Here is a 23620-nt window from a genome sequence, read left to right as displayed (position 1 = left end):
CAGCAATACAATTAGATCAGTATGAAATGTTTGACATTATTTTTTTTATGTTTAAAATTACTTTGAAATAGAGATATATTTATTCGAGGTAATTATAAAGAATTCTGGAGGAATAAACGTTAAGACAAAAGATTTTTACACGGCTATTAAAGAAAGACGTTCTTATTATGGAATCAATAAAGAAGTACAAGTTTCAGATGACAAAATAAAGGACATTGTTGAATTTGCAGTAAAATACACTCCATCAGCTTTCAATTCTCAATCAGCACGCCTTGTTGTGTTAACAGGCGAAGCACATGATAAATTATGGGACATCACGACTGAAACGTTGAGAAAAGCAGTTGGAGAAGGAGATTTTACAGGTACTCAAGAAAAAATGGATTCCTTTAAATCCGGTTATGGAACAGTATTATTGATAAGGCGGTTGTGAAATCTCTTCAAGAACAATTCGCTTTATATGCTGATAATTTCCCAATTTGGTCACAACAAGCTTCAGGTATGCATCAATTAGTTGTGTGGACAGCATAGGAAACAGAAGGATTAGGAGCAACATTACAGCATTATAATCCACTAATTGATGATGAAGTGAAAAATGAATGGAACATCCCAAGTAACTGGAAACTAATTGCTCAAATGCCATTTGGTAATCCAACAGCTCCAGTGGGAGAAAAAGAATTTCAACCACTTGAAGATCGTGTTAAATTTTATAAATAAAATTGATTAGGAAGAAATAACTTTTAGTAGCTGCATTACATATTAGCGAAAAGTTATATATCTAAGAAGTTCGTGACCCCCTAATGGCAGCGACACTAAAAAAGTCTTCTATTCGGGTTTTTCTTTGCCAATAGATAGAGAACTATTAATAAATGGATTTTATTATGATGAGTAACAGCGAGTAAAAAGATTGAGTTCAAGTAAGGTCATATTAACAAAGGTTGCATAATTGTAATCATAATCCATATTTGTTGACATAGAATGTTATCCATGATAAATTATCTTTAAATGAAGATATATTAATTCGAGATAATTGACTAAAGATAAAACTCTAAACACAATATCACTTGAATAGACAATCGACCTTAAAGGAAAAATGTAGTAACCGATTACGAATGAGTGAATCAGCAAAAAGCAGCAGTACCCAATAAGCCAAATTGTCGATTTTAGTAGGAGGAATATAAATGAATGAATTAAAAGGAATCCACCACGTAACAGCCATTACAAGTAGTGCAGAAAAGAATTATGAATTTTTCACTTATATTTTAGGAATGCGTTTAGTCAAAAAAACGGTAAACCAAGATGATATTCAAACATATCACCTATTTTTTGCAGATGATGTTGGTGGTCCAGGTACAGATATGACTTTCTTCGACTTCCCTGGTATTCCAAAAGGAGTACATGGCACTAATGAAATTTCAAAAACATCTTTCCGTGTACCAAATGATAAAGCATTAGAGTATTGGGTTAAACGTTTTGATCGTCTAGAGGTTAAAAATACCGGAATTCAAGAACAATTTGGTAAAAAAATCATTTCATTTGTTGATTTTGATGACCAGCAATATCAATTGATTTCAGATGAAAACAATGAAGGCGTTGCTGCGGGGATACCATGGCAAAAAGGACCTATTCCTTTAGAATATGCTATTACAGGATTAGGCCCCATTTTTATACGGATTGCCAACTTTGATTATTTTAAAGAAATGTTGGAAAAAGTTTTATTATTTAAAGAAATAGGGAAAGAAGGATCATTTCATTTATTTGAAGTTGGAGAAGGTGGGAATGGTGCTCAAGTAATTGTAGAGCATAATGCAATTCTTCCTCAAGCACGGCAAGGTTTTGGTACTGTTCACCATACTGCATTCCGTGTTGAAGACCGTTCTGTTTTAGAAGAATGGATTACAAGAATAGAAAGCTTCCAATTTCAAACGTCTGGTTATGTAGACCGTCACTTTTTTGAGTCACTTTACGTAAGAGTGGCACCGCAAATTTTATTCGAATTTGCAACAGATGGCCCTGGCTTTATGGGAGATGAGCCATACGAAGCGCTAGGAGAAAAATTATCTTTACCGCCATTCTTAGAACCAAAACGTGAACAAATTGAAAAATTAGTTCGTCCAATTGATACAGTAAGAAGTACAAAGGAATTCATTAAAGAATAATTGATGTGAATTACATCTTTAAACGAATTATATGCTGGTTTGTTCCTAATACTAAAACAGGTAGAAATAATATGAAAAGAATGATTCAAGATACATTTTAAAAATAGTTCAGGAGGAAATGAGTTATGACTAAAGATTTTTATACAGCTATTAAAGAAAGACGTTCTATTTATGGAATAAATAATGAGGTAAAAGTATCAGATGAAAAGATTAAAGAGATTGTTGAATTTGCTGTAAAACATACCCCATCGGCATTTAATTCTCAATCTTCCCGTCTTGTTGTGTTAACTGGTGAAGCACATAATAAATTATGGGATATTACTACTGAAACGTTAAGAAAAGCGGTTGGAGGGGGAGATTTTACAGGTACTCAACAAAAAATGGATTCCTTTAAATCTGGATACGGAACAATATTATTCTTGGAAGATGAATCTGTTGTGAAATCGCTTCAAGAACAATTTGCAACATATGCTGATAACTTCCCAATCTGGTCACAACACACCTCAGGTATGCATCAACTGGTTGTTTGGACAGCACTGGAAGCAGAAGGATTAGGAGCAACTTTGCAGCATTATAATCCACTAATTGATGATGAAGTGAAAAAAGAATGGAGTATACCAAATAATTGGAAACTGATTGCGCAAATGCCATTTGGTAATCCAACTGCTCCAGCGGGAGAAAAAGAATTCCAACCACTTGAAGACCGTATTAAATTTTACAAATAAAGTGGACTAGGAGGAAAACTTTGTTGAGAGCCAATACTAAATTGGCTCTTTCTTTGTACTCATTTTGCACATGCTTTTTCAGAATCACAAATGTAAATGTTATCCTGAAATGATATTTCAAAATGTAAAGCTGCATTTTAAGTTAGTTTATAGGTAATAGTTCTGTTTGTTATTCAATTCTTTAAAAATGAGAGCTATTCCTTGGTCTAGCTTTTGTATATTTGTATTGGACACATTTAATTTTAATATTTTTTCTTGGTGAAAGCCGTCTATATAATTTTGACCTATCGTCTCTACAAGTACTTGTTGATTCTGTAAGTTTTTTATGAGGTGAGCACTATTTAAACGATGAGGTAGCACGATATGAGAATTCATACATATGGATGCTGGGCGATAAAAGCCTAGGGTAGAGTGCTTTTCTAGAGCATCATATAGCAAGTTTGCACGCATTAAATAGGACAGACGTACTTTGTTTCTATGACGTTCAAACATGCCGCTTTTTATGTAGATTTCCAAGGCTGCTTGTGAAATCATTGAACTATCAATATCGGCTGTTCTTTTATAAAGTTGGAAGCTGTCTACTAATGATTTAGGCAATACGGCGACACCTATGCGTAATCCTGGAAACATTATTTTAGAAAAACTTTTTAAATAAATGACCATGTGATGAGTATCCTCGGAAAAAATAGGGTCTACCTTCAAATTTTCTTCAAAATCTGCTAAATAATCATCTTCTACAATATAAACACCATACTTTACAGCAAGTTTTAGTATCTCTTCTCTGTCCTTTTTAGAGTAAGAAGTCCCTAACGGATTATGAAAACGAGGCATCGTATAAAAAAATTTAATATCCTGACTTCTAAAAATCCTCTCTAATTCCCCTAAATCAATACCTTCTGCTGTTCTTTGAATTCCTAGCACGGAAATCTTGTACGCTTTCAATTGTTCCACAAATAGATGATAGCTGGGCTGTTCCACAAGTATATGAGTACGTTCATTTGGAAAGGGGATGAACGTTAATAAGGAAAGTGCTTGTTGCACGCCAGAAGTAATGAAAATCTGTTCTTCTTTTGCGAATACCTGATATTGCTCTAATTGTTTTTGTATCACTTTAATTAAAGAGGGTAGTCCTTTTGGAGTGCCATAGATAAACAATTCTTGCTGATAGGTATCGATGGCTTTGTTGATACAATGTTGAAAGTCATGATACGGAAATTGATGCCAAGCAGGAGCGGAGGTAACAAAATCGATTTCCGAAGTTGGTTCACTTTTAGCATCAAATTCTTTTTGCACGACATAATATCCACTTTTAGGAACCGAGTAGATTAAATGCCTCTTTTCCAATTCTTGCAGGGCTTTCAAGACTGTACTTTTACTACATTGATGTTTATCGCTTAATTGACGAATAGATGGGAGTTTAAAGCCCGCTTTGAGCTGTCCATTCTGGATGAGAGATTCAAATTCATTAAACAAAGCTACGTATTTTAGCATGTATACCTCCTATAAACTGTACCGTTACAGATGCTTCTTATTTGTATTGTATCGTAGTGGAACTTTTAATACGATACTAACAACCGGCCGGGTGATGAAAAGGAGGATTTACGCATATGTCAGAACAAAAAAAAGCCTATTTTGCGGCGATAGTATATGCCATTATTATTGGATTTTCATTTATCTTTACAAAAATATCATTAATAGAAGCGAGTCCGCTAGATACTTTAGCACATCGATTTACGATGGCTTTTTTGATCGCTATAATTTTAAAGCTGTTGTATAGGAGGACTTCAGTGAAGATGAGTGCAAAGGATACTTTGAAAATTCTTCCGTTGGTGTTCCTTTATCCAATTTTATTCTTTACATTTCAAGTGTTTGGTCTCGTTTATACTTCATCTTCAGAAGCGGGTATTATCCAAGCGACCATACCAATTTTTACGTTATTATCAGCTTCATTATTTTTGAAAGAATATGCTGGTAAAGGTCAAAAATTTTTTCTTTATTTATCTGTGATGGGGGTTATCTTTATCTTTGTCATGAACGACTTGCAACTTGAGGCTCATAGTTTGAAAGGAACGATACTGATCTTATTATCCTCAATTGCTGCAGCTTTCTATAATGTGGTAGCAAGGACATTAACAAAGCAATATTCACTATTTACGTTAACTTATGTGATGACGTTCTTTGGTTTTGTTGCTTTTAATAGCATGGCCATCATCAACCATATAATTAACCAATCAATTAGTAGCTTTTTTTTACCCTTAGCAAGTAGTTCATTTCTCATTTCAATCGTATATCTTGGTGCATTATCGTCACTGCTTACTGGGTTTTTATCAAACTATGCATTATCTATATTACCTGCCTCTAAAATGAGCGTTTTTAGTAATTTAGCAACATTGATTACGATCATAGCTGGGGTGATTTTCTTACATGAATCCATTTACTATTATCACGTTGTAGGTGCGATGATTATTCTTGTTGGTGTAATTGGCACGAACTATCTTGGTAGTAATCGGTCAAAGCATATTAATAAGACTATTGCCGATCCATTGATGAAAAAGGGGAGTGAAGTGAATGAATAAATATGTTTTATTACTCTTGATTAGCTGTATATGGGGATCTCAATTCTTCTTTATTGCATTAGTTATAGATGATGTTGGGGTTATTACTTTGTCAGCCATCAAAGCATGTATAGGTGGTATCTGTTTACTCTTCATTGGCTTTTTTTTATCGAAAGAAGAGCGAAGAGTAAATAAGAGTTATTATAAATGGTATATAATCATTGCGGTTTTCGAGGTTGTACTGCCATTTGCATTCATTGCACAAGGCCAGAAAACGGTGCCTAGCAGTGTCGCAGCGATGTTGATTGGAATGGTTCCTGTTTTTACTATCCTCTTTTTAATAGCATTTTTCAAAAGAAAAAGCACAATGCCGGAGATTACAAGTATCCTATTCGGATTTGCCGGTATTGTCGTTCTTTCCTGGCCAACACACGGTTTTCAAGATCTTTTCAACAGCATTCAGGGTAATATCCTATTGATATTAGCAGCTATGAGTTTTGGATTATCATTGATTATCCTGGAGAAATTAAACGAGGGATCTTCCGTTATTCATATGAGAAATGTATTACTGATTGCCAGTGCAATGCTCATCCCAATGTCCCTTGTGTTTGAGCAATCTTTCGAATTGGATTTAGAAAGATCTCAATCTATTTACTTAGTCATTTTAGGCATTTTCCACGCTGGTGTTGTTTATGCATTATTTAATAGGCTGATTCGGCAAGAAGGCGCGTTATTTACGTCATTTAGTAATTATATTGTGCCAGTCATAGGAATGATTTTAGGCTTTTTCTTTTTACATGAAGCGTTGTCTATTCAACAGTTGATTGGAATGGGTGTTATTATGATGTCATTAGTTTTATCAGACGAAAAAATAATAACCATGTTGATAAGAAAGTAGCTTTTTATATTATTTGAGCTCTGGTCCGTTATCTTTATACTTATAAACAAAGTAATTTTAGAATTCGTATATTTAACGAAACCAAATTGAGAAAAGGGGAGCGAGGTTTAATATATCTTTGTAAGATCATTTTTTGTTTTTTGATCCGCAAATGATTTATATAGTAGAAGAAGCATCTGCTGAGGTTAATGCAGATGCTTCTTCTACTAAAAGGGGTAACTGATTTATTAGCGCTAACCAGTAATAAATCCTTATATTTTTTATTTATTCTACATTATATAGTGAAGTGTTTTTCTCCATCTTCATTATAATAAATCCACTCCAGGCAAACATTAAGGATGCAAGGTAAAAGATGCTGCCAATCGTTAAAAAGTCGACTAAATATCCGGTTGCAATCACCGCAGCTGCAGCACCTATGGATGTCCAGACATGGTAGTTTCCAATTTCCTCACCCGCTGTTGTCTTCGTAACATATCTTGCAAGTACCGTTTTTTCAGTGTTTTTTTGTACAGCTCCAAGGAGCCCCATTATGATCTGCAGGAGATAGACATGCCAAATTTCATATGCGAGAGGAAAGGCAAGAAGGATTAGTGCCATTCCCCATGAATAGAAAAGGAGAAATGCTTTGTCACCGGCTTTGTCAGTGAATTTTCCGATTAAAGGATAGCTAAGTGCTGCAGTCAGTGAGAATATTCCATATGCCCATCCGAATTGCGAATAACTGGTGCCTACATTTTTAATTAGTAAAATATAAAAAGGGAAAATCATGCTGGCAGCCATTCCAACAGTGCCTTGGTAAAAAACAAAACGTTTATAATTCATGGATGATACTCCTTATAGAAAAGATTCATGAAGCGATTATCAGGATCATATTTCTTCTTTAATCGAAAGAATTCATCGGTACGCGGATACGCTTCAAATAATTGTGTTTTTGTTGGATACCCATAATAGGGCAAATAGTAGCTGCCGTTATGGTCAAGCGTCACATTAATCATGTTACGGATGACCCTTCCCGTATTTTCCTTACTTTCGTTATCTGTACCTTGATTGATGAGCATTACAAGAGCGAACATATCATCCTTGGCATAGGACATGAGTGATTCATCATTATGTTCCACATAACGAATGGTAATATTTAATAAATTAAACTCTTTTTCATCAGATAAGGTTTTTCTTAAATCATCGATATAATCAGCAAATTGATCAATCGGAACGAAATATTCTTGAAGAACTTCAGTTTTGGAGGGGTGGCTGTAATCCATAAAAGCAGAGTCAGACCGCATCACATTATTTCTGGAAATCAAGTTACCATCAATATTGGCCGTGTAGGTTTCTTGAGTTTCCCAAAACCTTTTTTTACCCCAGTCATTATAACGGGAGAGGCCAAGAAAGAATTTAGGCACGGCGATGATCGTTTCCCGTTTGAGAGTATTGTAGTTAGATAGCTGTGTTTGGTCAGTTGCCCTATAATAATCCGTTACATACATTTCATCCAAATAGGAGTCAGGAGCAACCGATATTCTTGCCAGATGCATTTTAACATCATCGTTTTGAAGAACATCTCTTTTAAAGTACGACGTATATTCATTATAATGGAGTGATTTAGTTTTAATTTTATAAAGTTCGTCATCGGTAAGTTGGAGTGTCACGTCGAGTATTACACCAAACAAACCATACCCGCCAATAACCGAATAGAAGAGCTCCGAATTTTCTTTGCGGCTCACTGTTAGGATTTGTCCTTTTGCGTTTAGCAATCTAAAAGACTCCACAGTTTCTATCAAGGCATGATGCCGAATATCGCGGCCGTGGACATTAACGCTCAAAGAACCGCCTATGGTAAAAATATTTTGAGATTGACTGACCTTCAGTGCAAGTCCATATGGGTTGATATATTCCTGGAGAACAGCCCAGGTTGCTCCGCTTTGGACCGTGATGCGTTTTTCTTTTACATCCAAATCAAGTATTTTATCATATTGTTTCATATCTAGCAGAATACCATTTGGATATAATGTCTGTCCTCCTTGGCTATGTTGCATTCCGGCAATGGAAATATGATCATCGTTTTTTCCGGCTTCTAAAATGACCTTTTTGATTGCTTCTTCACTATCTTCTGCCTTTATCGCTTTCATTTTAACGGGCATCAGCCGGCTGATATCTTCTGCAATAGGGTGGTCAAGCTTGAAATTAAAAGCCTGCAGTGATAATCCAAATAAGATTGCATATAGGATGATAAAGAAAAATCGTTTCATAATATCTGGCTTTCGACTCCTCGTTTAAAATGTCTGACACTCAAGTGAAATAATGAAAATGTATGAACTTTATAGATTAATGGAGTTACCCTGACCATTCAATGAGATTGGGGTTAATATTGAATTAAATGTCAGATTTTTTGAAAATGAATCTTTTGATTTATGTATTTGTTCTTTTCAGCCCATTAATGATTGTTTCGGTTAGCGGTATGGATAGTGATTCCAAGCTTTGTTCTGAGTTGTTTAATCCCCAATGATAGATGATTCCCATCAGGCTTTGGGTGATAAGTTGTGAAATTTCGTTAACTGATTGGTCAGTGCCAATGTCGTTTTGTTCTTTCGCCTCTTCAATTAATGAACGAATAATTTGGACGAGTGAGCGATTTGAATTTAAAAAGTAAGTATGTTCTTTTGAATCTAAAGCGGAACTGTAAATCACTTTCATTAAATCTTTGCCCATTTCTTCTTCCAGAAAACGCATCAATTTGCGTATGAAAATAAACAATTTCTCGGTAGGGTCCATATCGACTGGGAACGAACGGAAGACTTCGCGATAGTAATCATCGACTTCTGTGAATCTCACTAAAAAGATGTCCGATTTCGCTGAAAAGTGTTGATAAAATGACCCTTTTGATGTGCCGCTTTTTTTCACGATTTCGTCAACGGTAACTTTATCATAACCTTTTTCGCTAAATAGCTTTAAAGATATTTTTAAAATTTTTTCACGAGTCTTTTCTCCCCTAAGCTGTTTCTTTCTGGGTTCAATCATAAAAAACCTCCAAATGTAAATTGACAGAATATTCCTATATAGTTTAATATCAGACTACAGTCTAGTTAAAGGATTGTTGGTCTATTTAATCTAACGTAGATCATGAATAATCACAACGCTTTCTTAATTGCATTTTGCACATTTAGAAGGCGTTTACAAAATTCAAGATAAGTATGGGGGAGGTTCATTCAGTTTAAATAGGAGGTTTTTCAAAGTAGAAGAATTTGGTGAAAAGGTTCGTTAGATTTTTCTGAAGATTCCTATACAATCAGTTACTATCATCTAGAAAGGCTTATTCCTCTTTAGCCCTGAGTATATGGATTGTATTTATAATATTGTTGGATTCAGTATATGTAAATGGAGGGAGGTGGTATCAGGATAAATTGATAGTCCTAGGAATGAACCAGAGAGTCGGGAAGCACGAAAAGAGATGTGCAGTAAACGGATTATTTTTTGGGAAATAGTAGCATGAAAAGGGAGGAAATAATCATGAATCATTCCAGTGGTGAAATAGAGAAAAGAACGATCAGTAAAACGATGAAACGGATTCTTCCATTTATCTTGATCCTTTATATCATTGCTTACTTGGACAGGGTCAATTTAGGCTATGCTGCTTTACAAATGAATGCTGAATTAGCCTTATCCGCTGAAGTTTTTGGATTGCTTTCTGGTATTTTCTTCATAGGCTATTTCTTTTTTGAAGTTCCAAGCAACATGATCATGCATAAAGTGGGAGCTCGGATGTGGATTGCCCGTATAATGATTTCGTGGGGACTCGTGGTAATATTAACAGGTTTTGCACAAACAACGATGCATTTATACATTCTCCGTTTTTTATTAGGTGTCGCCGAAGCGGGTTTTTTTCCTGGTATAATTTTGTATTTAACTTATTGGTTCAGGGCCCGCGAAAGAGGACGGGCAACAGCGGTTTTGCTTTTAGCCTTACCGATAGGCGGATTGATTGGTGCGCCTGTGTCGACGTGGATTCTTGACAATATTTCCTGGTTTGGTATGGCAGGCTGGAGATGGATGTTCATCCTTGAGGGCATTCCGGCCATTATTATTGGAATTGTTGTTGTTTTCTATTTAACTAATAGACCGACTAACGCTAAATGGTTATCTAAGGAAGAAAGTGATTGGTTAGAAGGGGAATTGAGTGCGGAAAGAAAACTAAGCTCGAAAATAAATAAAGTCACAAAGCTTGATATGCTGAAAGATTCGAAAATATGGAAGTTGGCACTTTTCTATTTCGCAGGGTACACATCTATCTATGGATTGTCATTCTGGATGCCAACCATCATAAAATCTTTATCGGAAAATGCAACAACCAATTTAGAAATTGGATGGTTAGCGATGATTCCATCGTTAGTCGGGATACCTGCCGTTATGTTTGTAGGCTGGAATTCAGATCGGACCAATGCACATAAATCACACTTGCTCGTTTGTCTCATGATAGCAGTTATCGGTTTTATTGGGTGCGGCTTTTCTGATAGTGTCTTTAAGATGGTGCTTATGTTAACGATTACATCTTTCGGGTTATACGGTTTCAGTGGATGTTTCTTTGCATATATGACCTTTTTCTTCACTGAATCCACTGCACCAGTTGGAATAGCCCTAGTCAATTCATTTGCGGCTTTAGGCGGTTTTGTAGGACCGATGATTCTCGGAACTGTTGCTTTTACTCAAGGTATGTTTATCTTATCTGGATTACTTGTAATAGGAGTCATCACCCTATTATCATTAAAATTGACAAGTGCTTCAGATGAAAACATCGTAAAAGAAGTTGAAGTCAATATTAATCAATTATAACTGATTTAAATGAAAATTAAATTGTGTGCCTTAAAAGGGATATAAAAAGAAACACCATTGAAAAGTGTAAGATTTTTCTCTGGTGTTTCTTTTTATTTTTTAATATAGTTGTATCGTAAAGAAAGAACAAGCTCTTTTACTGCCCCACCCATTTTTTAGAAAGCGTGAATTGAAAACTTGGAAAGACAGTTAATATACTAAGAATAAGAAACTCATGAACGAACAATGACTCGTATTTAGATTAATGGTAAGTCTTTGTAAGATAGCAGTTATCTTCAGTGGTTGCTCTTAATGTTAGTTCCTTCTGTAAAAACTTTTAATAAATCCGAATGGATGAAGCTGCTCAACAAGACTTGTTCTTAACATTCTGTGTGGAATAGAATTGAAGGAAAGGTGAAAGCTTCTTAGAAAATAATTGTATTATTCATTTTCTTTTAAAGGCGACTTTAATGTATAGGTACGTTTCCTTGATGAAAGTAAATGCAAGAAGAGATGAGGGAATAATGTGGTAATCCATTTGGTGGCAAAAGATGAGATAGAAGCTCAAGGAATCCGGTGGATAGTGGAGTCTCATCTTACTGGAGTTCGATTAATTCTGTGGAAAACAATTGAGGAATTTGAAGTGGGTATGCAAAATCAACAACCAGAATTCGTCATTTTGGATATGGATTTATGGACGAGTGAAAGTGAGATGTTGGGTGTTAAGTTAAAGCAACGAGGTATTCGATGGTTAGGGGTTTCATCTGAGCGAATCTTTCAAACTGCATATCGAGCGCTTCGTTTTCGTGCGGAAGATGTTTTATTCCGTCCTTTTTCTTCTGTAGACTTAGTAAAACATATTCAACAATTACGTTATCAATTGAGAAACGGTCAAGGTTATCTCTCAAATAACACAATGGAAGTAGAGAATACGTTGGCCATCGGTTACCCTGATTTCTTTTTGACAGAGCGGAGACATAACAGTAGGTTAACGATGGTCGCATTTTTGACACCTCAACATAACACGCTTCCTTTAGTTTATGATGAATTACAACGTTATTCTTTTACCGGCAATAATCAAATATTTGCGTTATCGGATTTTATTTTATGCGTCCAGGAAACTAAGGAAGTCGATGTATATAAGGAAGAGTATCAAGCGTTTCTTGCTCACTGGAAAGAACGTATGGATGAGCCTCTTGCCATAATAATCAAAGTAGCAACTTCAGATGATTCGTTAAAAATTACATACCAGCAAACTCGTGAATTGACGAGGCGAATTTTCTTCGAAGGTTATGATATTATTTTAGCAGAAAGTCAACAAATGTCCTCTCAAGAGATGGATCCATTTCTCACTCCTCTGGAACAACGGCAATGGATTGAAATGCTTGAAAGACGAGATACGAAAGCGATTAGGAATTGGGTCGAGCATGAATTTCTGACTTTTCAGCAACCATACCCTGACCCTGAAATAGTTCGCATTCGCCTTACAAGTGTTCTTGCACAAATCAGGAGGCATATGAAATCATACAACCTCCAAAACTCTTCTTTAGAAGCAATCTATCATGAAGTTTTTCAGCAAATAGTACATAAACCAGTTATTTATCAAATTGTTAAAGAGCTGCTTATGTTTACCACCCGTTTGCTTCTTCAGGACCATGAGCAATTACAAAATGGGGCGCGCACACTTGTGGAAAAAGCAAGGGAGTTAATTGAGTCTAACTATTGGGATGCCCAATGGAGTTTATCAACATGCGCTGATGCGCTTCGTATTAATAAAAGCACTCTAAGCCGTCGTTTTGCAGCCGAATCCGGTCAGTCTTTTCGCAATACCCTGCATCAAGTTCGAATTAGAGAGGCTAAACGTCTATTAAAGGAATCGGATTTATCATTGGAAGAAATTGCACAATTAACGGGTTATTCACATCAAACATATTTTAATGCAAAATTCAAACTGCTTGAAGCGTGTACACCATCTGCTTATCGGTCTGGATTATGAAAAAAGGCGATTCAGCTAATACTGAATCGTTTTTTTATTGGACTACAAATGAAAAAATGAAATTATTTATAAAAATATAAAACAAATAAAAAAATATGAAAACAATTCATAAAAATATCATCAAATTATAATAAATTATTTGAATTTTTAGTTTAAAATGAAAATATAACACATCAAGGAGGCTGTAAAAAATGAATGCTAATACAAAAAACAAGGTTATACGATATGAAGGTACAGATTTGAATACAAAAGGGTGGCAACAAGAGGCCGTTCTTCGAATGTTGATGAATAATTTAGATCCAGAAGTAGCTGAACGCCCAGAAGATCTTGTGGTATACGGTGGAATTGGAAAAGCTGCTCGTAACTGGGAGTGCTTTGATGCAATTGTCAAATCACTGAAAGAACTGGAAGACAATGAAACTTTACTTGTTCAATCTGGAAAACCGGTGGCTATTTTTAAAACTCATACCGATGCACCACGTGTACTTATTGCAAATTCGAACATTGTCCCGGCTTATGCAAATTGGGAAACATTCCATGAACTCGATAAAAAAGGGTTGATGATGTATGGACAAATGACAGCTGGCAGCTGGATATATATCGGTTCTCAAGGAATTGTACAAGGAACTTACGAAACATTCGCGGAGCTAGCGAAGCAGCATTTCAATAATACTTTAAGAGGCACTATCACAGTAACTGCGGGTCTTGGCGGTATGGGTGGGGCACAGCCGCTAGCCGTAACAATGAACGGCGGTGTCTGTATCGGAATTGATGTAGATGAAACAAGAATTGACCGGAGAATTGAAACTCGTTACACGGATGTGAAAACGGATTCATTAGAAGAGGCTATCCGTTTAGCTATAGAAGCAAAACAAGCAGGAAAAGCTTTATCCATTGGTCTGATTGGGAATGCTTCTGACATTCTTCCTGAAATGATTGCTAGTAACTTTATCCCGGACGTGTTAACCGATCAAACATCTGCACACGACCCACTAAACGGTTATACACCTTCAAGTATGTCATTTGAAGCAGCAGCTGAATTGCGCAAATCGAATCCAGAAGAGTATGTAAAACGCTCTAAAGCTTCTATGGCCAAACATGTAAGAGCAATGCTTGAAATGATGGAAAAAGGTGCAGTGACGTTTGACTATGGTAATAACATTAGACAAGTGGCGAAAGATGAAGGGGTGGAAAATGCATTTGACTTCCCTGGATTTGTTCCAGCTTATATCCGCCCACAATTCTGTGAAGGAAAAGGTCCTTTCCGTTGGGTAGCACTGTCTGGAGATCCTGAAGACATATATAAAACAGATCAGGCGATTTTACGTGAATTTGCAGATAATGAACATTTATGCAATTGGATTAAAATGGCTCAGGAAAAAATTCAATTCCAAGGCCTCCCTTCTAGGATTTGCTGGCTTGGGTATGGCGAGCGTGCCCGTTTCGGGAAAATTCTAAATGATATGGTCGCGAGCGGAGAATTAAAGGCACCAATAGTAATTGGGCGTGATCATCTGGATTCAGGCTCTGTTGCTTCGCCAAATCGTGAAACTGAAGCTATGAAAGACGGATCAGATGTGGTAGCTGACTGGCCAATTTTAAATGCCATGGTGAACGCAGTCGGTGGAGCTACCTGGGTATCCGTACATCACGGCGGTGGAGTAGGAATGGGTTACTCTCTTCATGCAGGTGTGGTTATTGTGGCTGACGGTACAAAAGAAGCAGGGGCTCGCATTGAACGTGTATTGACAACAGACCCGGGTATGGGTGTAGTGCGACATGTGGATGCAGGGTATGAATTGGCAGAGAAAACTGCTCGTGAAAAGGGCATTAATATCCCAATGCTTGATAAAGGAAAAGATAAGTCATGACAAAACCAATTTGGATAAAAAATGCCACACATCTCGCTACTCTTGCATCAGAAAAAAAAGGTCCTCGTTCAAAAGAGGCTATGTCTGACCTTGGATTGATCGAAGATGGCAGCTTGTGGATGGAAAATGGCTTGATCCAAGCTGTCGGTACGACTAAAGAAATAGAGGAGCTTTATGCAGATAGATTGCATGAAGCTGAAGTTTTCGATGCGTCTGGCCACCTTGTAACACCGGGTCTAGTGGATCCCCATACGCATGTTGTATATGGCGGGAGTCGAGCAAGTGAATTTGAAATGCGTCTTGAAGGTGCAACATATATGGACATTATGAATGCGGGTGGCGGTATCCATGCAACCACCCGTATGACAAGGGAAGCAAGTGAAGAAGAATTGATGGAACAAACCATACGTCGACTTGATTCGTTTCTCGCTCATGGTGTGACAACGGTGGAAGGGAAAAGCGGTTATGGTATGAATCTGGAAACCGAGTTGAAACAGTTGCGTGTGATGAAAAAGCTTCAGGAAAAGCACCCTATTGATCTTGTTCCAACTTTTATGGGAGCACATGCGGTGCCGAAGGAGTTTAAAGGTCGTGAAGATGACTTTGTCGATCATTTGATTAATGAAATGCTTCCCATTGTAGCAAAAGAAAAGCTGGCAGAGTTTAATGATGTATTTTGTGAAAAAGGCGTCTTTACACCTGAACAATCGGAGCGGATTCTAGAGGCGGGAAAAAATTACGGTTTGATTCCTAAAATTCATGCTGATGAAATTGAGTCTTATGGTGGCGCAGAATTAGCTGCGAAAATAGGAGCTATTTCAGCCGAGCATTTATTGAAAGCTTCAGAAGAGGGCATTCAAGATATGGCCAAATCAGGAACGATTGCCTGCCTCCTTCCAGCAACAGCTCTGTATTTACGTGAAGAGGCGGCTGCAGGAAGACGGATGATAGATGAAGGTGTAGCGGTGGCCATTTCGACGGATTGCAATCCAGGGTCCTCACCGACGACTTCTATGCCCCTGGTTATGAATCTAGCATGCATCTCGATGCGGCTCACCCCAGCAGAAGCATTAACGGCGGCGACATACAATGCTGCCTGTGCGATCAATAGGCAGGAAAAGGTAGGATCGCTGGAAGTCGGAAAACAAGCAGATGTTGTTTTATGGAATGTAGAAAACTATCAGGAATTGCAATATTTATTTGGAGTTAACCACGTTAAGTCCGTATGGAAAAAAGGCGTACAAGTGGTGAAATAATATAGAGAAAGAATGGCTTCAAAAGCCTGATGATCTTGGAATGTACCAGAAGAAGATACGCCTTACCTTATCCTTTATGGAGCACCCATTTCACGGTCCTCAATCAGTGTATCAGGAGCCTCTTTATATCCGCTGGAATTTCGGCGGATATGAAAAGGCTTTGTTGCCTACAACTTGGATGAAAAAGTGGATCTAACAGAATTCCGAATTGTCAATGCAGGAGATATACTTGATATTTTAGCTGCGCTGGGTGTACATGCTTCTACCCATGGTGGAATGCCAGCTAATGAGTTGATTGATATTTTACTAGATATTGGCCAGCACCCGATTGTCATGCAAATTGATTTCGTCTGTCTTGATCCGAGCAAAGCCTATAAGGGTGCCGAAACAGTCAAAGTCAGGGTATGCATGGCTGCAATTTATTACAGGTTGCATAATACAGACTAGATAAAGGGTCTTATGATTACTGTTTCTATGTTTAAAATCAGTAAGTATTGCTGCTCTCTATCACACATCAAGGGGGAACTACATGTTGAGAAATAAATATCGTTATTTTATTATTATTATGATTATTCTTATTACAATCATAAATTATATTGATAGAGGTGCACTTTCATATGCCCAAGCTGAAATCATCAAGGAGTTCAATTTAGATCCAGTAAGTTGGGGAGCAATCTTAGGATATTTTGGATATGGTTATATATTCGGAGCGCTATTTGGTGGTGCTTTAGCAGATAAGAAAGGTCCTAAATTTATGTGGATCATTGCTGGAACTACATGGTCTTTTTTTGAAATTGGGACAATATTCGCAGGTCATATAGGTGCAGCATTATTTGGAGGTTCTGCATTGGCAGGATTTGCGGTGTTTCGTGTTTTATTTGGGTTCGCTGAAGGACCTACCTTATCAACAATGAACCGAACTATGGCAAACTGGGTATCTCCTAAAGAAAAAGGGTTTGCTGTAGCACTTGGATTAGTTGGGACGCCAATTGGAGCATTAATTACTGCACCCATCGTAGTAGGTCTTCTAACATTCACTAACTGGAAAGTAACATTTGTTATTCTCGGTTTATTAGGTTTTATTTGGGTAGTAATTTGGAACAAAGTATTTACAAACCTACCTGAAGATCATCCAAGAGTCTCGAAAACCGAACTAGAAGAAATTCGAAGAGCAGATATATTAATTAAAGGCGAAACGAAATTAGACGAACAAATAAATGTACCGTGGTACCATTTTTTTAAAAACCCTACGTTAGTAATGAATGCCATTGGATATTTTGCCTTTTTATATGTAAATATTTTATTACTTACATGGACTCCCAAATATCTGCAAGATGAATTTAATTATTCACTTTCATCTCTTTCATATATTGGTATGATTCCCTGGGTAGGAGCTATTATCACTGGATTATTAGGTGGTAAAATCTCGGATATATTACGTAGAAAAACAGGGAATTTACGTATTGCTAGATCTTGGTTCACAGTAGTTTCCTTATTTTGTACAGCTGTTTGTTTTATGTTGATCCCAACTGTTGAGAGTGCAGCGGCAGTACTTGCATTAATGTGTATAGGCAATGCCTTTAATTATTTACCAAATTCTATCTATTGGATTGTTGTTCTTGATACAGAGCCAAATAAAGCAGGAACTTTTGGGGGAGTAACTCATTTTATTGCGAATCTAGCTACTATTATTGCACCGACCCTAACAGGAAGTCTTGTAGCAAAACATGGATATAATGCAATGTTTATTGCAGCATCCATTGCAGTAACAATAGGAATGATAGCCATGGTTTTTGTGAAACCAGGTAAACAAAGTAACTCGTCTAAATCAACCAATGATATGGTCAGTTAAAAACATAGTCTTTCTAGGAAATAGGGTTTCAACAAAGAAAGTAAATTAGAAAGAAGAGATTAAGACCAATAAATAAGAACTTACAGCTTAAAAGGAGCAATGGTTACGGCGATTGCTCCTTTTTTGTAAGATGATGCTAAAAGAGAAACAATAAATATTGATATAAGAGAGGTTGGATTAGCTTCTTAATCCAAGATAAGTGGATGTTGCATTGGATGGTTTCTTTTTTGACAATCCTATACACATCCTTTCTCTTGATTTCCGCTTCATGGATTAGTACGAGACATAAAGCAAATGTTCTATTTGTATGATGCGTCTCAAAATTGTTTTTCTAAATAGGTTTAATCCTCCACTGCAATAGAAAAGACAACGAGGGATAAATTTAATTACTAATAATGGGGTGGATATCATGTCAATTATAAAGACTTCGGAGAGCTTATCCGAGGAACAGAAAAAGGAAAATGAATCACTCGATTTATTTCTTTCAACACAAACGGTCATCAAAGAGGCGCTGAATAAACTAGGTTACTCAAACGAATTATTTGAATTATTAAAAGAGCCTCTTCGAATGCTGACAGTTCGTATACCTGTCAAAATGGACGATGGTTCTGTTAAAGTTTTCACCGGCTACCGTTCTCAACATAATGATGCTGTAGGACCTACGAAAGGAGGCGTTCGCTTCCATCCAGAAGTAAATGAAAATGAGGTAAAAGCATTATCCATTTGGATGAGTTTAAAGTGCGGCATTACTGATCTTCCTTACGGCGGGGGAAAAGGTGGTATTATTTGCGACCCAAGGGTAATGTCGTTTGGAGAACTTGAGAGATTAAGTCGTGGATATGTTCGTGCTATTAGCCAAATTGTTGGCCCTACAAAAGATATACCAGCACCTGATATGTATACGAATTCTCAAATAATGGCGTGGATGATGGATGAGTACAGCCGCCTTCGAGAATTCGATTCTCCTGGATTTATAACAGGAAAACCGATTGTATTAGGAGGGTCACAAGGTCGTGAAACGGCTACTGCACGTGGCGTAACTATTTGCATTGAAGAAGCGGGAAAGAAAAAAGGCATTGACTTACATGGTGCACGCATCATTATTCAAGGCTTTGGGAATGCAGGGAGCTTTCTGGCAAAATTTATGCATAATGCAGGAGCTATGGTGATCGGCATTTCTGATGCAAATGGTGCTCTTTATGATCCAAAAGGACTTGATATTGATTATTTGATTGATCGACGTGATAGTTTTGGAACAGTAACGAACTTATTTACCAATGTTATTACGAATCAAGAATTACTTGAAAAAGAATGTGACATTCTTGTACCGGCAGCTATTTCAAACCAGATTACAGCACAAAATGCCCATCGTATTAAGGCATCGATTGTGGTGGAGGCAGCAAATGGGCCAACAACCCTCGAAGCAACCAAAATATTGGATGAAAGAGGAGTCCTCCTTGTTCCGGATATATTGGCAAGTGCCGGTGGGGTAACTGTTTCTTACTTCGAATGGGTTCAAAATAATCAAGGGTATTATTGGTCAGAGGAAGAGGTTGTTGAAAAACTGCGTAAAGTAATGATTGATTCTTTTGAAAATATATATCAAAACGCACAGGTTTATAAAGTGGATATGCGTTTAGCCGCCTATATGGTTGGAATTAAAAAGTCGGCTGAAGCTTCGTCTTTCCGTGGCTGGGTATAAAATGTGAAAATCTCTATTTAAATAGGAAAATAAGGGGTTTAAAATAAAATCTTCTAAGGGGAGGGAATTTTTATGTGGATAATCACTGTGCATGCGAAGAACAGTATAAAAATGTTTGAGTATGACACTGAAAAGGAAGCACGGGCAAAATTCGAGAGAATACAAGGGTGTAAAATCCTTAGTGAAGTCATTTATTTCAATGATTATTGTTTAGCTTAATCATGATAGTTTCGGTTCCATAGGTGATTTGGTAGAAGACTCTTTTATAGAAAATTGAGGATAGTTGAAAGTATTTGCAAAATGATGAAATCTATAATACTTGAGTTACATTAGTTTGGCACAAAAGAGATAATACTAGCGAAATTTTCGTTATAAGTGTTTATATTTATAAATGTTTTGTGTTTTTTAATAAAAATACAATAGAAATATAATATTATAATATAAATAATAAGATAATCATTAATTTATAATATTTTTGTGAGATTTTCATAATAAAATTAGGTTCATAGCTAGGAGGTAAAAATATATCAAAGCGATAACAAATGGTGAAATAATGAATGTATAGTACAGCATGCTGGAGTTGGCATTTTGTATATAGATTATTCATTTTGAATTAGTTGTTGCGGAGGCCGGAAAATTTAGTGATTTTGTTGGAATATGTCCTAACTGATATTTCATTGTAAAGTATTTTTTTAAGTTGATATATCTGAAAAATCTAAAAATGGAGGGGATTCTTTGAGCGAACAAAAATTCACGATTGACGATGCACCATTTAAAAAGTTTCATTTTCGTATTGCTGGCCTTACTTTTGGATCAAGCTTCTGTGATGGTTATTCACTTGGAATCATCGCGATGGCTCTGACAGTACTTGGTCCTCAATTGGAGCTAAATGCAATGTGGACGGGATTGATCGGAAGTTCTGCATTAGTCGGTCTTTTTGCGGGAGCTTTGGTACTTGGAAGGCTTTCTGATCGTATAGGCAGACAGAAAATCTTTCTCGTAAACTTTTTACTTATCACGATTGCTACTATTTTACAATTTTTTGTTAGTAGTCCAGAAGAGCTTTTGATTTTACGGTTACTAATTGGTTTTGGACTTGGAGGAGATTACGCTGTCGGTACGACTTTACTCGCCGAGTTTTCACAAAAAAAGTATCGCTCCTCGCTCCTCGCGTCTATAAACGTAGTATGGACGCTTGGATATGTAGCATCAAACTTTGTGGGTCATTACTTGGGACAGGTTGGTTCAGACTCATGGCGTTGGATGCTTGTTAGTGCTGCTATTCCCGCTATTGTGGTTTTAATCTTACGGATAGGAACGCCTGAATCACCAAGATGGCTTGTCAGCATGGGGCGTGTCGAAGAAGCTCGCCAGATTGTAAAGAAACACCTTGGATCGAACGTTGAAATGGGAGAAACGACTACTAGTGCTGAAAATCAAAAGACTCTAGGATTTCGTGGGCTTTTCAGTAAAAAGCTTCGTAAGCGTTTGGCTTTTGGTGGAATATTCAAATTAACTCTTGTTATTCCGTACTTTGCAATCTACACCTTTCTACCGTCCATACTAAGTACAATGGGTTTTGAACAAAACTTTTTTGCCGATACAATGTTAAATCTATTCTTGCTTGTTGGGGCAATTGTTGGTCTTTGGTTGCTTGCGAAATTTTCACGTAGAGGATTTACCATCGGGGCTTTTACAATCCTTACTGTTTCATTGTTTTCACTCAGCTTCTTACACAATGGTTCTCAGTTCTTAATGTTGATAGCCTTCTTGATCTTTACTTTTTTCATGTCAGCAGCATCAAACCTTACATTAGTATACCCAGCAGAGCTTTTTCCAACTGAGATTCGTGGATCTGGAATAGGTATGGTAACAGCTATTAGTCGGATTGGTTCTGCAATTGGAACATTTCTGCTGCCTATTAGTCTAAATTCATTTGGATTGGGTACTTCAATGATTGGTATGGCTGTAGTTCTGCTAATCGGTTTGATTGTATCGATTGCCTGGGCACCTGAAACGAAGAATCTTTCCTTACATGAAGCAAGTGACCCTTTGCTTGAAGCGGGTAACTCTCCGAAGGGAACTAATATTCTCTTTACAGAAAATAAGAAAATAACATAAGATTATTTTCTAGTAAATAATTGAGAAAAAGCGTTACTATCGTCTCCTTGTTTAATCTTGAATATATTTTCGAAAGGAGAGGAGTTTTGAATCATGACAACAATAAATTGTATACGCCCTAAAGATATTAAAGAGGTTGTACTTGGGGATGGTGCTATCTCAATCCAAGAAGTGATTGCGGTTGCTAGATATGGGGCGATCGTTTCCTTTACTCAAACATATTGTGATAGGGTGGATAAATCCCGTAGCCTAATAGACAAGTTTTTAGATGAAAATCGATTGATTTATGGTGTAACAACAGGATTTGGCAGTAATATGACAGAGATAATTTCTTCTGAAGATGCAGAAACTCTTCAACGAAATATTATTCGTTCTCATGCAGTTTCTGTTGGACCGCCTCTAGAAAGAGAAGTAGTGAGAGCCATTCAATTGATGATTCTTGTGAATTTAGGTCAAGGTTTTTCAGGAGTCAGATTAAAAGTATTAAATCTAATTGCTTCACTTTTAAATCACGATATTATTCCGTTTGTTCCAGGTGATGGGTCAGTGGGATATCTTTCTCCTGAAGCTCACATGGCCTTAGTAGTGATTGGAGAGGGGAAGGCATGGTATAAAGATGAGCTCATCCCTGGAATAGAAGCGTTAGAGAAAGCTGGATTAGCACCTGTTACGTTGGGTGCTAAAGAAGGATTGGCACTTACAAGTGGAACTACTTCTGTCACTGCGATGGCTATCTTGGCCTTATACAATAGCATGCAAGCAGCGAAAACTGCCGACATTACAGGGGCTATGTCCTTAGAAGTGCTAAAAGGTACAATTAAAGCATTTGATCCTCGTTCCCACACCGTAAAGAAACATGAGGAACAGGCTAAGACAGCCAGAAATGTAACAAGAATACTTGAGGGCAGCCAAATCATTGATACATACAAGGAACATAGATTACAAGATGCGCTTAGCATACGATGTATTCCACAAGTTCATGGTGCCATAAAGAGAGTATTGAAGGACGCTGCGGTTACTATTGAGAATGAGATGAACTCTGCAAGTGACAATCCAATTATATTTCCGGAAGAGGAAGATGGAATTGCACTCATGGGTGGAAATTTTGATGGTTCCTACGTAGGAATCTACGCGGATACGATGTGCATTGCCTTAGCGAATTTAGCGAAAATTACCGAACGAAGAATTGATCGTCTAGTAAACCATCACCTTAGTGAACTTCCTAATTTCTTAGTAGTTAATCCAGGGTTAAATAGCGGCTACATGATTCCACAATATACAGCTGCGGGACTATTGAATGAGATTAGAGTTCTTTCACATCCTGCAACCGTAGATAATGTCCCAACATGCGCTAACCAAGAAGACCTGATAAGTTTTGCCTATTATGCTTCGAAGAAAGCATATCAGATTTCAAAGAAACTTGAATATATTTTAGCCATTGAGCTTATGACGGCCACGCAAGCAATGGATTTTCATCACCCCTTGAAACCGTCGCCGATTACGGAAAGTGTGTACCATTTAATACGCGACCAAGTCCCAATGGTAAAAGAAGATCGATTTTTTTATCCTGATATCGAAACCGTTTATGAGCAAATTCACGAAGGAGAAATAGTCAAACTAGTCGAAATGGCGGTTGGTGAAATTGAGTTCTAAAACTATAGTGGAAGCTGTTTTACTCTAAC

General features: G+C 37.0%; 19 protein-coding genes and 1 pseudogene. 16 read left to right on the top strand and 4 right to left on the bottom strand.

Features of this window, described 5'->3' with window-relative positions; all coding sequences use genetic code 11:
- Positions 1–112: 112 nt before the first annotated feature.
- The 3 genes and pseudogenes from JFV29_RS01700 to JFV29_RS01690 all read left to right on the top strand — a co-directional run bounded on the left by JFV29_RS01700 (position 113) and on the right by JFV29_RS01690 (position 2881).
- Positions 113–714 (top strand): annotated as a pseudogene (locus JFV29_RS01700) (nitroreductase family protein).
- A gap of 464 nt (positions 715–1178) precedes the next feature.
- Positions 1179–2156 carry a ring-cleaving dioxygenase gene (locus tag JFV29_RS01695; RefSeq protein WP_201180879.1) on the top strand — a complete coding sequence of 326 codons (978 nt, stop codon included), beginning with the start codon at positions 1179–1181 and terminating at the stop codon, positions 2154–2156.
- Positions 2157–2281: 125 nt separating this feature from the next.
- Complete coding sequence (locus JFV29_RS01690) at positions 2282–2881, top strand: nitroreductase family protein (protein WP_056520999.1); 600 nt, start codon at positions 2282–2284, stop codon at positions 2879–2881.
- A 147-nt stretch (positions 2882–3028) separates the two neighbouring features.
- On the opposite strand, the gene JFV29_RS01685 is transcribed toward JFV29_RS01690, so the two are convergent.
- A complete protein-coding gene (locus JFV29_RS01685) occupies positions 3029–4372 on the bottom strand; it encodes an aminotransferase-like domain-containing protein (RefSeq protein ID WP_201180877.1) in 1344 nt (447 codons plus the stop codon).
- A gap of 116 nt (positions 4373–4488) precedes the next feature.
- On the opposite strand from JFV29_RS01685, the gene JFV29_RS01680 reads away from it, so the two are divergent.
- Positions 4489–5457, top strand: coding sequence for a DMT family transporter (locus JFV29_RS01680; RefSeq protein WP_201180876.1), 969 nt, complete (start codon positions 4489–4491; stop codon positions 5455–5457).
- Complete coding sequence (locus JFV29_RS01675; RefSeq protein WP_201180875.1) at positions 5450–6334, top strand: DMT family transporter; 885 nt, start codon at positions 5450–5452, stop codon at positions 6332–6334. The genes JFV29_RS01680 and JFV29_RS01675 overlap by 8 nt, the downstream gene beginning before the upstream one ends.
- A 264-nt stretch (positions 6335–6598) precedes the next feature.
- Here JFV29_RS01675 and JFV29_RS01670 read toward each other — a convergent pair whose 3' ends face one another.
- The 3 genes from JFV29_RS01670 to JFV29_RS01660 all read right to left on the bottom strand — a co-directional run bounded on the left by JFV29_RS01670 (position 6599) and on the right by JFV29_RS01660 (position 9352).
- The gene (locus JFV29_RS01670; RefSeq protein ID WP_201180874.1) at positions 6599–7156 is read right to left on the bottom strand and encodes an MFS transporter; all 558 of its coding nucleotides are present in this window, start codon (positions 7154–7156) and stop codon (positions 6599–6601) included.
- Positions 7153–8583 (bottom strand): FAD-binding oxidoreductase, encoded by a 1431-nt coding sequence (locus tag JFV29_RS01665; RefSeq protein WP_201180873.1) that lies wholly within the window; start codon positions 8581–8583, stop codon positions 7153–7155. The genes JFV29_RS01670 and JFV29_RS01665 overlap by 4 nt, the downstream gene beginning before the upstream one ends.
- A 160-nt stretch (positions 8584–8743) precedes the next feature.
- Positions 8744–9352 carry a TetR/AcrR family transcriptional regulator gene (locus tag JFV29_RS01660; protein WP_053345796.1) on the bottom strand — a complete coding sequence of 203 codons (609 nt, stop codon included), beginning with the start codon at positions 9350–9352 and terminating at the stop codon, positions 8744–8746.
- Between the two features lie 489 nt (positions 9353–9841).
- Between JFV29_RS01660 and JFV29_RS01655 the strand changes: the two genes are divergently transcribed.
- The 11 genes from JFV29_RS01655 (at position 9842) to hutH (ending at position 23591) form a co-directional block, all read left to right on the top strand.
- Positions 9842–11161 (top strand): MFS transporter, encoded by a 1320-nt coding sequence (locus JFV29_RS01655; protein ID WP_201180872.1) that lies wholly within the window; start codon positions 9842–9844, stop codon positions 11159–11161.
- A 505-nt stretch (positions 11162–11666) separates the two neighbouring features.
- Positions 11667–13136 (top strand): helix-turn-helix domain-containing protein, encoded by a 1470-nt coding sequence (locus JFV29_RS01650; protein ID WP_201180871.1) that lies wholly within the window; start codon positions 11667–11669, stop codon positions 13134–13136.
- Between the two features lie 191 nt (positions 13137–13327).
- The gene (hutU, locus tag JFV29_RS01645) at positions 13328–15007 is read left to right on the top strand and encodes a urocanate hydratase (RefSeq protein WP_201180870.1); all 1680 of its coding nucleotides are present in this window, start codon (positions 13328–13330) and stop codon (positions 15005–15007) included.
- The gene (hutI, locus tag JFV29_RS01640) at positions 15004–16263 is read left to right on the top strand and encodes an imidazolonepropionase (RefSeq protein ID WP_201180868.1); all 1260 of its coding nucleotides are present in this window, start codon (positions 15004–15006) and stop codon (positions 16261–16263) included. Before hutU ends, hutI begins: the two co-directional genes overlap by 4 nt.
- Positions 16264–16303: 40 nt before the next feature.
- Entirely contained in the window at positions 16304–16459 is a 156-nt protein-coding gene (locus tag JFV29_RS29975; RefSeq protein WP_207205069.1) for a hypothetical protein, read from the top strand.
- Complete coding sequence (locus tag JFV29_RS29970; RefSeq protein ID WP_207205068.1) at positions 16450–16710, top strand: hypothetical protein; 261 nt, start codon at positions 16450–16452, stop codon at positions 16708–16710. The genes JFV29_RS29975 and JFV29_RS29970 overlap by 10 nt, the downstream gene beginning before the upstream one ends.
- 82 nt (positions 16711–16792) lie before the next feature.
- Positions 16793–18115, top strand: coding sequence for an MFS transporter (locus JFV29_RS01630; RefSeq protein ID WP_201180866.1), 1323 nt, complete (start codon positions 16793–16795; stop codon positions 18113–18115).
- A 409-nt stretch (positions 18116–18524) separates the two neighbouring features.
- A complete protein-coding gene (locus JFV29_RS01625) occupies positions 18525–19817 on the top strand; it encodes a Glu/Leu/Phe/Val family dehydrogenase (RefSeq protein WP_201180865.1) in 1293 nt (430 codons plus the stop codon).
- Between the two features lie 72 nt (positions 19818–19889).
- Positions 19890–20036: a hypothetical protein gene (locus JFV29_RS01620; RefSeq protein ID WP_162878834.1), complete on the top strand. Its 147-nt coding sequence runs from the start codon at positions 19890–19892 to the stop codon at positions 20034–20036.
- Positions 20037–20552: 516 nt separating this feature from the next.
- Complete coding sequence (locus JFV29_RS01615) at positions 20553–21938, top strand: MFS transporter (protein WP_201180864.1); 1386 nt, start codon at positions 20553–20555, stop codon at positions 21936–21938.
- A gap of 93 nt (positions 21939–22031) precedes the next feature.
- A complete protein-coding gene (gene hutH, locus JFV29_RS01610) occupies positions 22032–23591 on the top strand; it encodes a histidine ammonia-lyase (protein ID WP_207203195.1) in 1560 nt (519 codons plus the stop codon).
- Positions 23592–23620 lie beyond the last annotated feature (29 nt).

It is taken from the genome of Peribacillus sp. TH16, assembly GCF_016651095.1.
GTDB classification, from domain to species: Bacteria; Bacillota; Bacilli; order Bacillales; family DSM-1321; genus Peribacillus; species Peribacillus butanolivorans.
The sequence above is the reverse complement of the archived record's forward strand: the minus strand, read 5'-3'. Positions and strand labels throughout refer to the sequence as shown.

Bases quoted from the DNA above. Each gene is read 5' to 3' on its own strand.
- JFV29_RS01655 (WP_201180872.1), top strand. From the start codon at position 9,842: ATGAATCATTCCAGTGGTGAAATAGAGAAAAGAACGATCAGTAAAACG.
- JFV29_RS01690 (WP_056520999.1), top strand. From the start codon at position 2,282: ATGACTAAAGATTTTTATACAGCTATTAAAGAAAGACGTTCTATTTAT.
- JFV29_RS01625 (WP_201180865.1), top strand. From the start codon at position 18,525: ATGTCAATTATAAAGACTTCGGAGAGCTTATCCGAGGAACAGAAAAAG.
- JFV29_RS01695 (WP_201180879.1), top strand. From the start codon at position 1,179: ATGAATGAATTAAAAGGAATCCACCACGTAACAGCCATTACAAGTAGT.
- JFV29_RS01620 (WP_162878834.1), top strand. From the start codon at position 19,890: ATGTGGATAATCACTGTGCATGCGAAGAACAGTATAAAAATGTTTGAG.
- JFV29_RS01675 (WP_201180875.1), top strand. From the start codon at position 5,450: ATGAATAAATATGTTTTATTACTCTTGATTAGCTGTATATGGGGATCT.
- JFV29_RS01630 (WP_201180866.1), top strand. From the start codon at position 16,793: ATGTTGAGAAATAAATATCGTTATTTTATTATTATTATGATTATTCTT.
- hutH (WP_207203195.1), top strand. From the start codon at position 22,032: ATGACAACAATAAATTGTATACGCCCTAAAGATATTAAAGAGGTTGTA.
- JFV29_RS29975 (WP_207205069.1), top strand. From the start codon at position 16,304: ATGTACCAGAAGAAGATACGCCTTACCTTATCCTTTATGGAGCACCCA.
- hutI (WP_201180868.1), top strand. From the start codon at position 15,004: ATGACAAAACCAATTTGGATAAAAAATGCCACACATCTCGCTACTCTT.
- JFV29_RS01670 (WP_201180874.1), bottom strand. From the start codon at position 7,156: ATGAATTATAAACGTTTTGTTTTTTACCAAGGCACTGTTGGAATGGCT.
- JFV29_RS01660 (WP_053345796.1), bottom strand. From the start codon at position 9,352: ATGATTGAACCCAGAAAGAAACAGCTTAGGGGAGAAAAGACTCGTGAA.
- JFV29_RS01665 (WP_201180873.1), bottom strand. From the start codon at position 8,583: ATGAAACGATTTTTCTTTATCATCCTATATGCAATCTTATTTGGATTA.
- JFV29_RS01685 (WP_201180877.1), bottom strand. From the start codon at position 4,372: ATGCTAAAATACGTAGCTTTGTTTAATGAATTTGAATCTCTCATCCAG.
- JFV29_RS01680 (WP_201180876.1), top strand. From the start codon at position 4,489: ATGTCAGAACAAAAAAAAGCCTATTTTGCGGCGATAGTATATGCCATT.
- hutU (WP_201180870.1), top strand. From the start codon at position 13,328: ATGAATGCTAATACAAAAAACAAGGTTATACGATATGAAGGTACAGAT.